Origin of the sequence: Blautia marasmi, assembly GCF_900258535.1 — a bacterium.
Taxonomy (GTDB): Bacteria; Bacillota; Clostridia; order Lachnospirales; family Lachnospiraceae; genus Blautia; species Blautia hominis.
Window position 1 is genome coordinate 6072942 of record NZ_OIWX01000001.1, and the last position, 13302, is coordinate 6086243.

Genomic DNA, 13302 nt, shown 5'->3' on the forward strand with positions numbered 1-13302 from the left:
GGAGCGAGCCGAAGATCCACTGGCTGTGAGCACTTAGTGAAGAAGGCTCTCCTGATGAACTTAGTGCGAACGCCAAGTTAGCTGAGGGGAACGGAGCCAGGAGCCATCCTGTATCCCATCTGCCCTGCCCCAGGCCGCCGCTCCCGTCCTCCACGCGCATTCCCCCACCACACCGACCCATTCACCGTCCCTCCCAAACAAAAAAAGTACAGAACCCCGCAATGACATAAAAAAATATCATCGCAGCATTCTGCACCTCTCTCAGTCCAGCCTACTTTGCATAATCTACAACGCGGCTCTCCCGAATCACATTAACCTTAATCTGTCCCGGATACTCCAGTTCAGCTTCAATCTGTTTTGAAATACTCCGAGCCAGCAGCACCATATCGGAATCTGTTACATGTTCCGGTACTACCATCACTCGAATTTCCCTACCTGCCTGAATAGCAAAAGATTTGTCCACTCCTTTGAAAGAGTTTGTTATGTCTTCTAATTGTTTTAATCTGTTGGTATATGTTTCTAAAGTTTCTCTTCTAGCACCAGGTCTTGCTGCGCTGATCGCATCAGCAGCCTGTACAATACAAGCCACCAGAGATGTGGGTTCCGTGTCCCCGTGATGGGATTCCACGGCGTTGATAACCACCTGGGACTCTTTATATTTTCTACATAAGTCAGCACCAATCTGAATATGGGAACCTTCCACTTCATGATCGATGGATTTTCCGATGTCATGTAACAGACCTGCACGTTTTGCCATGCGAATGTCTGTCCCAACTTCACCCGCCAAAAGGCCGGCAAGCTGTGCCACCTCAATAGAATGCTTTAAGGCATTCTGGCCGTAGCTGGAGCGGAATTTCATACGTCCCAGCAGACGGATCAATTCCGGATGAATACCGTGTACGCCAACTTCCAGGGCAGCGGATTCACCTTCTTCTCTCATCATGGTCTCTACTTCTTTTTGTGCTTTTTCTACCATCTCTTCGATTCTGGCCGGATGGATTCTTCCGTCCACAATCAGTTTTTCCAGCGCAATACGTGCTACTTCACGCCGGATCGGATCGAAACCGGACAATACGACTGCTTCCGGGGTATCATCAATAATAAGATCTACACCCGTAAGTGTTTCCAAAGTTCGGATATTGCGTCCTTCCCTTCCGATAATACGGCCTTTCATTTCATCGCTTGGAAGCTGTACAACAGAGATTGTAGCTTCCGACACATGGTCTGCCGCACATTTCTGAATGGCTGTCACCACGTATTCCTTGGCCTTCTTATCGGCTTCCTCTTTTGCCTTGCTCTCCAATTCCTTGTAGAGCTTTGCAGTGTCAATCTTTACTTCGTCCTCAACAGTTTTTAACAAATAATCTTTTGCTTGTTCGGAGGTCAGACCGGAAATTCTTTCCAGTTCTTGTACTCTCTGGTCATGTAATTCATCGACTTTCTTTTCTTTCTTTTTTAGCTCAGTTTCTTTTGCTGTATAATCTGCTTCTCGTTTTTCCAGGGCATCGGCCTTTTTGTCTACTGCTTCTTCTCTGGATAAAACACGCTTCTCATACTTCTGAAGTTCTGCACGTCTCTCTTTTGTCTCTTTCTCCAACTCGTTTTTCGTACGGAGATTTTCTTCTTTTGCTTCTAAGAGAGCTTCACGTTTCTTCGTTTCCGCAGTTTTCAATGCTTCATCTATAATGCTTCTTGCTTTTACTTCTGCTGTTCCGATTGTTTCAGCGTCTTTTTCCGTTTTTTTCTTAACTGAAATGTTGGCTGTAACAGGAACCGCAATCAGCAGCGTGATTACCACAGCAACAATTGCAACTATTACATAGATTGCCACAGGAGCACCTCCTTATTTAGTTTTCATTGTACAAATACAACAGTTTAATTTTATACTGTTTTTACTGAAAAGTCAACATAAAACCTTTTTTTCTAAAAGACAAGTATGTGAAATCTGTCCAAGATTTTTCAGCAAAAATCTTCTTTTTCTTTTAATACGGACAAAATATCAGAGGACGAAAAACCTTTTCTCATTAAATAGCCGTAAATTCTCTGCCGTTCTCTGTCATCCATGGGGCCGTCACCCCTTCTTCTCTTCCTCACCAGCTCCCGGATGGTGTCCCTGCAGTCATCCAATTTTGCCTCATCAAGGACTTCCTCTATGATGTTTCTGTCCACACCTTTTTGGGCCAGTTCCATTTTCAGCCGCGCTTTCCCTCTGCCCTCTTTTTTACACTCCACATAATGTCTGGCATATCTTTTGTCATCCAGATATCCAAATGATTCCACATACGCAAGAGCCTCCGCCACGGCTTCCCCGGGATACTCACTTGACTGCAGCTTTTTCTCCAGCTCTGCCCTGGTCCGGTCCATGCTTTCCAAAAGATGCATGGCACGCAGTTTGGCACGCTTTGTGAGCACCTGGCCCACAAGCTCCTCATAAACCGGCTGCAAGATTTCATGCCCCTCTTTTATTCCATAGCGAGACAGCTCGCCTTTGTATACAACAAAGGCGGGCTGTCCGTCAAGCTCGATTCTATATTTTTGTTTTGTTACAGCCTGTATTTTTGTGACAAGCATTATACTTCCTCATTGTGAACGTTCAGTACCTACAAGGTTACAGGCAAAAATCCATACAGAATCGTCTTCGGCGATAAAATTTTGCTTGACTCCTGAACGTTTCTTTACGGTCAGCGCAGTTAATGCGCTGACCCGGTCAATAGTTACTCCTCATTTTCTTTCTTTGTACCCTGGGCAGCAGATATCTCTGCGGCTTTCAGATCCGGTGCTTTGGCTGCAGAAGCTTTGGCGTCAGCTTTCTTTTCTTTTGTATCTTTGCTGCTCTCTTCTTCTGTCTTTCCTTCTGTGAGTCCGTAGTGTTCCCGGACTTTTGCTTCCACTTCTTCTGCCACCTCCGGATTCTCTTTCAAATACTGTTTGGCATTCTCGCGTCCCTGGCCAATCTTTCCATCCTTATATGCATACCAGGCGCCGCTTTTGTTTATGATTCCCAGATTTGCTGCCAAATCCAGAATATCCCCGGCTTTTGAGATTCCCTGGCCGAACATGATATCAAACTCCGCCTCTTTAAACGGAGGCGCGATCTTATTCTTAACCACTTTGATCCTGGTACGGTTACCCACAATCTCACCGCCCTGCTTCAGGGCCTCGATCCTTCTCACATCCAGACGGATGGAGGAATAGAACTTCAGGGCACGTCCGCCTGTAGTGGTCTCAGGATTCCCGAACATTACGCCCACCTTCTCACGAAGCTGATTGATAAAGATAACGATACAGTTAGATTTGCTGATAACCGCTGTCAGTTTACGGAGAGCCTGTGACATCAGACGCGCCTGGAGGCCCACATGGGAATCTCCCATATCGCCTTCGATCTCCGCCCTCGGAACCAGAGCCGCAACAGAGTCCACGATCACAATATCCACAGCACCGGAACGAACCATAGTCTCTGTAATCTCCAGAGCCTGCTCACCGTTATCCGGCTGGGAGATATAGAGGTTGTCCACATCCACACCGATATGTCTGGCATATACAGGGTCCAAAGCGTGCTCCGCATCAATAAAGCCTGCGATTCCGCCCCTCTTCTGCACCTCTGCTACCATATGCAGCGCCACTGTGGTCTTACCGCTGGATTCCGGTCCGTAGACTTCCACTACCCTTCCTCTGGGGATTCCGCCCAGTCCCAGGGCAATATCAAGGCTCAGGGAACCTGTTGGTACAGTCTCCACATTCATATGTAAAGAGGAATCACCCAGTTTCATAACAGAGCCTTTTCCAAACTGCTTTTCAATCTGACCCAAAGCCGCGTCCAGGGCTTTTAATTTATCTTCTTTGACCATTTGTTATCTCCTTTATTTGATTGATCTCATGATTTCTTCTTCTGTCATACTCACGAACTTATGTTCGTATTACTGTTATCATAATAGTACACTTTTTCTTCCTTGTCAACTGTTATTTTCCTGCCTGCAATACGCATCACATCCTTTCTGCGCGTTCTTTTTTTAATGGGGATACCGGCGCAGCGGAATGCTGCTTGAATAGATAAAAAGACAGAACTGCCTTTGACGGTATGTGTTAAGTATGTAGCATCCGGCCGTATTTGTCAAGAAAAAAGGACACCGGATAAGCATCCGATGCCCTTTGCCGTAACGGTTCACGAACCGCGGCCTTTGCTATTCTGTCAATTGGCTTTTTACTGAGCAGATAACTGTGTCAGTACATTCTTTACATGGCTGACCTCTTCCGGAGTCGCTTTTGCAGCAGGAACGTAATAGCTTTTTGCTCTAGCGATCTGATAAATCTCTTCCTGTGACATTTCTGCCTGGTTTCTCATCTGTTTTAAAGTCTGTTTTAACTGAGCATTTTCTGTCTGAGGGATCATTGCACCGTAATGTCCCAGTTCACCGTTGATACCTACCAGGGTATCGGATACCATTGTCTTATCTGTCATCTCTTCTTACCTCCTACTGTAAAAACTGCATAAGCTGCTGTTTGCTTTCCATTGCTGACTGTGCAGCCTTCTGGAAGAACTGTTTCACCTGGGGATCCTGTGCCTCGTGTGCATAATCCTGCATTTTGCAGTGGCTGGTCTCAAATCCGCCGATCAAATGGCGCAGATTCTGTAAGTCAAGTACTGAAAGTTCTGTCATGACATTTTCCTCCTATTTCTGTTTTTGGTGGTTCTAACACCGTTTTGTCTACAGAAATAGTATGGCTTTGCAAGGTTTTTCTTATTCTCATTTCCCCTGAATAATTCGCTTGCTGCCCAGATATGTGGTCAGAAAATAGCCGCCGTAGATCACTAGCAGGATCAGCGCTGTAGTGAGGATGGAACCAAAACGGTTGACTTCTCCCATTGTTATCATCATGACCCTGACAAACTGCAGGCCAAAAATGGAATGCACCACGGCAAGACTTAACGGCATCAGGAAGAATATTCCAATTTGTTTGAAAAGAGAGCGGTTTATCATTCTCTCATCCGCACCGATCTTCCGCAGCACCTCATACCGGTCCCTGTTATCAGAACTCTCGGAAAGTTCTTTGAGAGCCAGTATGGCTGCCCCTGAGATAAGGAATATGATACCCAGGTAGATGGCTACAAAAGTGATGATGGTGGAAAGCCCCATACTTGCAGACACAATATCTGTCCTGGTGTTGCTGTATATCCCCAGTTCCCTGGGAATCGCGTTTATCTTAGCATCCGCATCCTCCACACCTTTTTTGTCCTGTCTGGCATAATCGGCTGCCAAAAATCCCCGGTTCCTCCACTCTTCTTTCACAGCGTGGTCAGGAAGCACATAAATGCCCGGATTTATGCGGTTTGTCATCATCTGGAGAAATCCATCCTGGCACTCCCCGTATTTCGGTGAATAGGATATACCGTCTAATTGGATCTTCTCCCCTTTTTTCAGCATTTTATCTCTCTGTATCTTTACATCATCCATATTGCACAGTACCAGATATTCGTCATCCTTCAAGTCATACTGAGGATTCCCGTAAAGCTTTGCCAGCCGGTTGTAATCAGACAGCCGGATCATATCCTCCTCCAGTTCGGCATTCAAGAACATAAAGTTTTTTGACACTTCCGACATATTCTCCCCTAGGGTCAGGCCCATAGTAAGCTGCCCGGTACTATAGATCCCCATTTCCACATAATCCTCCTGCAATACATGCAGATCAAAACCTGCATCCTGCAGTTTATCTGAAACAGGAGTCCCGGCGCTCTCTCCGCTTGGAGGCATATATTCCACATTCACATCCACCGGTGTCAGTTCCATTAAGGATTCCCGGAAAGAGTGGTTGATCCCCAGTCCGCTTGACAGGACTGTAATAGTCATAAAAAGCATAATGCAGATGATCGTCATGGCAACTACCGTAGTGTTGACCTTGCTGTTGATCTGCCTAAGGACAAAAGCATTCAGATCCTTCAGATAGTATTTTCTGTTTCTTTGCATCATATGCAGAAGGAAGCCTGACAGGGACCAGAAAAAAAGGAAGGTGGCCAGACAGCCCAGTGCAATAATGATCCCGTACGTGCCTGTATCCAGTTTAGTGGGAATACAGGCCACCAAATAGTAAAGGACGCCCAGAAGGGCTACGGAAAAAAGAAATAATACCATACAGACCGCAGGCTTTTTCATCTTAATCTGTTCCGCCTTCTTTCCTGCGGACAAAAGGTCTATCAGACTGCATTTGGAGATACTGACCGTATTGAATACCAGTACAGCCAGATACATGATCCCAAAATATAAGATTGTTTTGAAAAAAGCCGCTTTGGAAAATACGAAGACATAAGACTCCATATCCACTTCAAACATCTTTACCACCAGCACAGACATAAACTGTGCTCCCAGTACACCTATAAACAGCCCCACCGCCAGAGACAGAAGGCCGATGAGGAAGGTTTCCCCTACAAGGATCCTGGATATCTGCCCTTTTCCCATGCCCAGTGTCATGTACACGCCAAATTCTTTTTTCCTTCTTTTGATCAGAAAATTGTTGGCATAAACGATCAAAAAGGCCAGGATACAGGAGACAAATACAGAAACGCCGCTCAGCATGGTAATCATAAGTGAAATGATCTCTTTTTTGGAGGACGTCAGGTCTGTCATGGCCTGCTGGGAATCCAGGGAATTAAAAATATAGAAGATAGCAACCCCCAGGATCAGTGTCATAAAATAAATGGCATAATCCTTCAGACTCTTTCTGATATTCTTAACCGAAAGTTTAAATAACATCGTTCAGCTCACCTCCCAGGAGAGTAACCACCTCAATGATACGGTTAAAAAACTCTTTTCTGGTGTCTCTTCCCTTCACCAGCTCATTGAACAGTTTTCCGTCCTTGATAAAGAGGATCCGGTTGGCATAACTGGCAGTGAAGGCATCGTGTGTGACCATGAGGATCGTGGCTGCCATCTGCTGGTTTAAATACTGGAAGCTCTCCAAAAGCATTCTGGCCGATTTGGAATCCAGGGCACCGGTAGGCTCATCCGCCATAACGATCTGGGGATTGGTTATCATGGCCCTTGCACAGGCCACACGCTGCTTCTGTCCGCCTGACATCTGATAGGGATATTTTTCTAAAATATCCTCAATACCCAGCTTGTCTGCGATCTCATTTACCGATTTGTGGATCTTTGCGGGGCTGACCCGCTGGATGGTAAGGGCCAGGGATATATTTTCATAGGCCGTCAGCGTATCCAGAAGATTAAAATCCTGAAAGATAAAACCAAGTTCCTCTCTCCTGAACTGATTGAGGTGATTTCCTTTGAGTCTTGTCACGTCTATATCATTGACAATGATCTTTCCGCTTGTCACACGGTCTATGGTAGAGACACAATTCAGCAGCGTTGTCTTCCCGCTTCCTGAGGCTCCCATGATTCCCACAAACTCCCCTTCCTCCACGGAAAAACTGATTCCGTCCAAGGCTTTTGTCAGATTACTTTTATTTCCATAATATTTTTCCACATTTGCTACTTCTAATACTGTATTCATAATGGCAGCTCCTTTCTTGATCAATGATCCGTAATTGTTCAGTATCTTCACAGTCACAGGCCGAATCGTCTTTGGCGATGGGATTTTTGCTTCACTGCGAAACGCATTCTTGCGGGCAGTGCAGCGGATGCACGGACCTGCTGAATAATTAGGATGATTTTATTATACGGCCATTTAAAGTTCCATCCCATCGATTTCACTTACATTTATCTTGCAGATTTGTAAGGTTTCCCAAACATTTTCAGTAAAATTAGCGATTCACCGAAAAATTTCTTATTTTTTTAAGTTTTTTTATGTATTTTAGACATATTTGTTATATAATGATATTATAAAAACTTATTTGTGACAGGACATACGTCCGCGCCGGGTGAAACTCCTCCGCACCCCTGCACAGTCAAATGTCCTCACAGGGAAAGGAAGGGAATTATATTATGGAACAACTGCTTTATCTTGTCCCTGTTATAGGGATACTGGGACTTCTCTTCGCCTTCTTTCTAACCTGCACCATAAAAAAACAGCAGGCCGGAAATGACAGGATGAAGGAGATCGCCTCCTATATTCATGAGGGGGCACAGGCTTTTTTGATGGCTGAGTACCGGATACTGGTTATTTTCGTTGTGGTATTTTTCCTGATACTGGGGATTGCACTGAAAAGCTGGATGACAGCCGCCGCTTTTCTTATGGGGGCACTTTTCTCCTCCATATCCGGTTACTGCGGCATGCAGGTAGCCACAAAAGCCAATGTGCGCACAGCCGGTGCGGCAAAGGAATCCGGCATGAAACAGGCACTCTCCATTGCTTTTTCAGGTGGTTCTGTGATGGGAATGTGTGTGACCGGCCTGGGACTTCTGGGCGTCAGCCTGGTATATCTTGTGACAAAGGATGCAGGCATTATCTCCGGTTTTGGCCTGGGAGCCTCCTCCATCGCCCTCTTTGCCCGTGTGGGCGGCGGTATCTATACAAAAGCCGCGGATGTGGGTGCTGACCTGGTGGGAAAGGTGGAGGCCGGGATTCCCGAGGATGATCCCAGAAATCCGGCTGTTATTGCCGATAATGTAGGGGATAATGTAGGAGATGTGGCAGGTATGGGTGCCGATCTGTTTGAATCCTATGTAGGTTCTCTGGTGTCTGCCATCACGCTGGGTCTTATTTATTTTAAAGGCTCCGGCGCGGTGTTCCCGCTGGTACTGGCAGGCGTGGGGATTCTGGCCTCCATGGCCGGAACCTTCCTGGTAAAAGCCAGCAGCAGTGCGGACCCGGGTAAAGCGCTGAAAGTGGGGACCTATGGTTCCAGTGTGGTGGTTTTGGCCCTTTCCCTTGTGTTAAGCCATATGTTCTTTGGTGATTTTAAAGCGGCTATTGCCATTATCAGCGGACTTGTTGTGGGACTGCTGATCGGTATCATGACAGAATACTATACTTCTGGTGATTATAAACCGGTGCAGAAAATTGCAGCCCAGTCTGAGACAGGAGCAGCGACTACTATCATCAGCGGCCTGTCTGTAGGAATGCGTTCCACCATGCTTCCCATTCTTTTTATTGCAGTGGGCATACTGGCTGCTTATCATTTCAGCGGATTGTACGGCATCGCCCTCTCAGCGGTAGGGATGCTTTCCACTGCAGGTATTACCATTGCCATTGATGCTTACGGACCGATTGCAGATAATGCAGGTGGTATCGCGGAGATGGCAGGACTGGACGAATCTGTGCGGAATATTACGGATAAGCTGGATTCTGTGGGTAATACCACGGCTGCCATGGGCAAGGGTTTTGCCATAGGCTCCGCAGCACTCACCGCTCTGGCCCTGTTTGTCTCTTACGCGGAAGCGGTAAATCTGGATACCATTGATATTTTGAACCCGCAGGTCATTGTCGGATTGTTTATCGGCGGTATGCTGCCGTTTTTGTTTTCCGCCCTGACTATGGATTCAGTTTCCAAGGCGGCGAATAAGATGATCGAGGGAGTACGCAGGCAGTTTAAGACAATCCCCGGCATTATGGAAGGGACAGGGAAGCCGGATTATTCTTCCTGTGTGCAGATATCCACACAGGCGGCTTTGAGAGAAATGATGGTTCCCGGCATTATGGCTGTGGCGGCTCCGCTGCTTGTGGGACTGGTCCTTGGGCCGGCAGCACTGGGCGGGCTGTTGGCGGGAGCGCTGGTTACCGGTGTGTTAATGGCTGTATTTATGGCAAATTCCGGCGGAGCCTGGGATAATGCCAAGAAATTTATTGAAGAAGGCGCCCACGGGGGCAAGGGCAGCGAAGCCCATAAAGCAGCGGTTGTCGGTGATACGGTGGGCGATCCCTTTAAGGATACTTCCGGGCCTTCCATCAATATACTGATCAAATTGATGACCATTGTGGCGGTGGTATTTACACCCCTGTTCCTTTGATGTGATAAAAATAATAAAATACGGGCGGGCCGCTTTGGCGGTTCCGCCCTTTTTTGGTCTCTCACTCCAGAAAGCCGGTCATGCTTCCCTTTGGAAAGTCTATGAATACTTCACATCCTTCTCCCTCTCTGGAAGTGAGATAAATCCTGTGTCCCATTTTTTCACAGAGTTTTTTGCAGAGATAGAGACCTATACCTGTGGACTTTTTACCGGAACGGCCATTGGCTCCTGTAAATCCTTTTTCAAAAATACGGCCCTGATCCATAACAGGAATCCCCATCCCGTTGTCTCTCATACAGAGGATGACCTTTTCCTTTTCTGTAACTGCATACCACTCAATTTCCGTTCTGCCTTCTCTCCGGTACTTTATGCTGTTAGCCAGTATCTGATTCAGAATATAGGCCAGCCACTTGCTGTCAGAATACACAGATACGTCCAAATCATGGAGATCGATCTTGAATTTTCCTTTTATGAGAGCTTTCTTATTTTTTCGTATCACTTCACGGACCAATTCTTCCAGGTTCAGTTTTTTCAGAATGTAATCCTTTTCCACATAATTGCTCCTGGCATAAAAGAGGGCCTGTTCCGTGAAGTCATCTATTTTGTCAAATTCCTCCGTAAGGCTGTCACTATAGCTGTCCCTGTTGTTTTCAAGAATCATTTTCCCGGTGGCAATGGGAAGCTTTACTTCATGGACCCACAGTTCAATATATTCCTTGTAATCATCGCTCTTGCGCCTATACTCTCCCACACGCCAGTTCATGGATTCCATCATTTCCTGAAGTGTTTCATACAAGAATCTTCCCTCCAGAAAACCCGGGCTTTCAAGCAGCTCCGGAAGCAGGTATTTCTGGTCCAGATGTGCCAGATGATTCTCCACTGTTTTGTAAAAACTGCGCTTTCTCATATAATCTGTACACCATACAACAAACCAGATACTGACAAATGCGCATCCCACCAGCAGCAGATAAAACCCGGGGATCATGACCAGCCCCCCAAAAAGGAGGATCACGGTCAGCACCGCCAGCAGCAGGGTAAACTGCAGCCAGCGCTCTTTTAAATATTCTCTCAGACTCATTCCAACAGATACCCCTGCCCTCTCTTGGTGTGGATGACACCCTTCTGCCCAATGGATTCCAGTTTTGCCCTAAGCCTGGTAATGTTCACGGTCAGGGTATTGTCATCCACAAACAGTTCACTGTCCCAAAGGTCATTGATCATCACATCCCTGGACACGATCTTCCCCTTATTCTTTGCAAGGCAGTACAGGATCCTGCTCTCATTTTTCGTCAGATCTGCCTCCTTTTCCCCAGCTTTTGCCACTCCCCGCGAAATATCCAGAATGAAGTCACCGCAGGATATCTCCTCTGACTCCTGCAGTGCTCCCTGGCTCCTCTTCAGCACTGCCTCCACGTGGGCCAGCAGGATCTGGGGATTAAAGGGCTTTGCTATAAAATCATCTGCCCCATAATTGAGACAGAGAAGTTCATTCATCTCTGTGTTCTGGCTGGTGATGATAAGAATGGGTATGGGGGAGCGCTTTCTGATCTCTTTGCAGATATATTTTCCGTCTGCCTCAGGCAGGGAGAGATCCAGAAGCAGGATTTGGCCCTCTGCACTACAGATCGCTTCCACTGCATGTTTGTAGTCCGTGATCTCTTCTGTCTCATACCCGTGCATTTTGAAAAACAGTGCCAGTTCTGTGCGCAGCTTATCATCATCTTCCGTCAAAAGAACTTTCATTTCTATCCCTTCTTTCTGCAAACCTTATACAACGCTATACTAGAAAACCGGACACAGCCTCTGCCGTATCCGGTTCACTCTCAATTTTACATTAGGACTTATATGCTGCCTGTCATGATCCAATCAGCCAGTTGTACATTTCCTCATACTGGTTCGCAGAATTGGACCAGGAATAGTCCTTGGCCATTGCGCGGTCAATCAATTTGTTCCACTCGCGCTTCTTATCGTAGTATACAGACTCTGCATAGCGAATCATACTCAGCATCTCATTGGCATTGTAATTCGTAAAGCTGAAGCCTGTTCCTGTACTTTCAAATTCATTATATGGTTCTACTGTGTCTTTTAAACCGCCTGTCTCACGCACAATGGGAATGGTTCCGTAGCGAAGGCTCATCAGCTGGCTCAAGCCGCAGGGCTCAAACAGTGACGGCATCAGGAACGCATCACATGATGCATAGATTCTGTGAGACAATGCATTGTCATAGAAAATATTGGCGGACACCTTGCCTTGATATTTCCATGCAAAATGGCGGAACATATTCTCATATCGTTCTTCACCAGTTCCCAGCACTACAAGCTGGATCGCATCCTGGCACAGCTCATCCATTACATAAGCGATCAGATCAAGGCCCTTCTGGTCTGTCAGACGTGACACGATACCGATCATCATAGCCTTTGGATCCTGGTTCAGACCCAGTTCGCTCTGCAGAGCTGTCTTGTTCTTTACTTTTTCTTTGCGGAATGTCTTCGCATTGTAATTCTTCGCAATCATACGGTCAGTTTCGGGGTTGTATTCATCATAGTCGATTCCATTTACGATACCGCGCAGGTCATGGGCGCGGGCGCGAAGCAGTCCGTCCAGTTTTTCTCCGTAAAATTCTGTCTTAATCTCTTCTGCATAGGTATTACTCACAGTTGTTATGGCATCCGCATACACCAGTCCGCCTTTTAAGAGGTTGCCGTCCTTAAATGACTCCAGCTTGTCAGGGGTAAAATAATATGCCGGAAGTCCGGTCAGCTCTCGGATCGTCTTAATATCCCAGGTACCCTGAAACTTCAAATTATGTATGGTCATGATTGTCTTAATTCCCTGATAAAAGGTACCTTCCTGGAACCTGTCTTTTAAATAAACCGGTATCAGTCCTGTCTGCCAGTCATGGCAGTGAATCACATCGGGCCTGAAATCGATCACCGGAAGAATAGAAAGCGCGGCTTTTGAGAAAAACGCAAATTTCTCAATGTCAAAACGGATATCACCATATGGCTGGTATCCTGAAAAATAGTATTCGTTATCAATGAAATAGAACTGAACACCGTCATATTCCATCTGCATGATGCCCACATATTCTCTGCGGTAGCCTATGTCCATATAAAAATGTGTAACATACTGAAGCTGGTTCTTAAACTCTTCCTTCATGCACATGTATTTGGGGATAATCACCCGCACATCAAAATAATTTTTATCAAAGCACTTGGGCAGCGCGCCGACAACGTCAGCCAGCCCTCCTGTTTTAATAAACGGTACGGCCTCTGAAGCCACAAACAATATCTTCTTCACTGAAATACCCTCCTTCAGTCAGGCAACTTTACACAAACCTCCCAAGTCTGCTGCCATGCCTGCATATTTTAGACAGTATCTCAACCTGCCTATTATAATGAT

Annotated in this window: 11 protein-coding genes; 1 reads left to right on the plus strand and 10 read right to left on the minus strand. The window is 46.3% G+C overall.

The genetic code is table 11. The features are described from left to right. Positions 1-271 precede the first annotated feature (271 nt). The 7 genes from rny to C6P39_RS26860 form a co-directional block, all read right to left on the minus strand. Positions 272-1831: a ribonuclease Y gene (gene rny, locus C6P39_RS26830; protein ID WP_095172479.1), complete on the minus strand. Its 1560-nt coding sequence runs from the start codon at positions 1829-1831 to the stop codon at positions 272-274. Between the two features lie 128 nt (positions 1832-1959). Continuing rightward, positions 1960-2571, minus strand: coding sequence for a regulatory protein RecX (locus tag C6P39_RS26835; protein ID WP_104805763.1), 612 nt, complete (start codon positions 2569-2571; stop codon positions 1960-1962). 143 nt (positions 2572-2714) lie between these two features. After that, entirely contained in the window at positions 2715-3848 is a 1134-nt protein-coding gene (recA, locus tag C6P39_RS26840) for a recombinase RecA (RefSeq protein ID WP_095172477.1), read from the minus strand. Positions 3849-4201: 353 nt separating this feature from the next. After that, the gene (locus C6P39_RS26845) at positions 4202-4459 is read right to left on the minus strand and encodes a spore coat protein (protein WP_065541188.1); all 258 of its coding nucleotides are present in this window, start codon (positions 4457-4459) and stop codon (positions 4202-4204) included. Positions 4460-4472: 13 nt separating this feature from the next. Beyond that, positions 4473-4658: a hypothetical protein gene (locus tag C6P39_RS26850; protein ID WP_065541187.1), complete on the minus strand. Its 186-nt coding sequence runs from the start codon at positions 4656-4658 to the stop codon at positions 4473-4475. A gap of 87 nt (positions 4659-4745) precedes the next feature. Next, on the minus strand, positions 4746-6746 hold the full coding sequence (locus tag C6P39_RS26855; protein WP_104805764.1) for an FtsX-like permease family protein: 2001 nt from the start codon (positions 6744-6746) through the stop codon (positions 4746-4748). Next, a complete protein-coding gene (locus tag C6P39_RS26860; RefSeq protein WP_095172475.1) occupies positions 6736-7503 on the minus strand; it encodes an ABC transporter ATP-binding protein in 768 nt (255 codons plus the stop codon). The genes C6P39_RS26855 and C6P39_RS26860 overlap by 11 nt, the downstream gene beginning before the upstream one ends. 431 nt (positions 7504-7934) lie before the next feature. Between C6P39_RS26860 and C6P39_RS26865 the strand changes: the two genes are divergently transcribed. Further along, positions 7935-9899 (plus strand): sodium-translocating pyrophosphatase, encoded by a 1965-nt coding sequence (locus C6P39_RS26865; RefSeq protein ID WP_104805765.1) that lies wholly within the window; start codon positions 7935-7937, stop codon positions 9897-9899. A 61-nt stretch (positions 9900-9960) separates the two neighbouring features. Here C6P39_RS26865 and C6P39_RS26870 read toward each other — a convergent pair whose 3' ends face one another. The 3 genes from C6P39_RS26870 to glgA form a co-directional block, all read right to left on the minus strand. After that, positions 9961-10977 carry a sensor histidine kinase gene (locus C6P39_RS26870; RefSeq protein WP_104805766.1) on the minus strand — a complete coding sequence of 339 codons (1017 nt, stop codon included), beginning with the start codon at positions 10975-10977 and terminating at the stop codon, positions 9961-9963. Then, positions 10974-11642, minus strand: coding sequence for a response regulator transcription factor (locus tag C6P39_RS26875; protein WP_104805767.1), 669 nt, complete (start codon positions 11640-11642; stop codon positions 10974-10976). Before C6P39_RS26875 ends, C6P39_RS26870 begins: the two co-directional genes overlap by 4 nt. A 112-nt stretch (positions 11643-11754) precedes the next feature. Continuing rightward, positions 11755-13200, minus strand: coding sequence for a glycogen synthase GlgA (gene glgA, locus C6P39_RS26880; RefSeq protein ID WP_095172471.1), 1446 nt, complete (start codon positions 13198-13200; stop codon positions 11755-11757). Positions 13201-13302: the final 102 nt, after the last annotated feature.

Bases quoted from the DNA above. Each gene is read 5' to 3' on its own strand.
- C6P39_RS26835 (WP_104805763.1), bottom strand. From the start codon at position 2,571: ATGCTTGTCACAAAAATACAGGCTGTAACAAAACAAAAATATAGAATC.
- recA (WP_095172477.1), bottom strand. From the start codon at position 3,848: ATGGTCAAAGAAGATAAATTAAAAGCCCTGGACGCGGCTTTGGGTCAG.
- C6P39_RS26845 (WP_065541188.1), bottom strand. From the start codon at position 4,459: ATGACAGATAAGACAATGGTATCCGATACCCTGGTAGGTATCAACGGT.
- C6P39_RS26850 (WP_065541187.1), bottom strand. From the start codon at position 4,658: ATGACAGAACTTTCAGTACTTGACTTACAGAATCTGCGCCATTTGATC.
- C6P39_RS26855 (WP_104805764.1), bottom strand. From the start codon at position 6,746: ATGTTATTTAAACTTTCGGTTAAGAATATCAGAAAGAGTCTGAAGGAT.
- C6P39_RS26860 (WP_095172475.1), bottom strand. From the start codon at position 7,503: ATGAATACAGTATTAGAAGTAGCAAATGTGGAAAAATATTATGGAAAT.
- C6P39_RS26865 (WP_104805765.1), top strand. From the start codon at position 7,935: ATGGAACAACTGCTTTATCTTGTCCCTGTTATAGGGATACTGGGACTT.
- C6P39_RS26870 (WP_104805766.1), bottom strand. From the start codon at position 10,977: ATGAGTCTGAGAGAATATTTAAAAGAGCGCTGGCTGCAGTTTACCCTG.
- C6P39_RS26875 (WP_104805767.1), bottom strand. From the start codon at position 11,642: ATGAAAGTTCTTTTGACGGAAGATGATGATAAGCTGCGCACAGAACTG.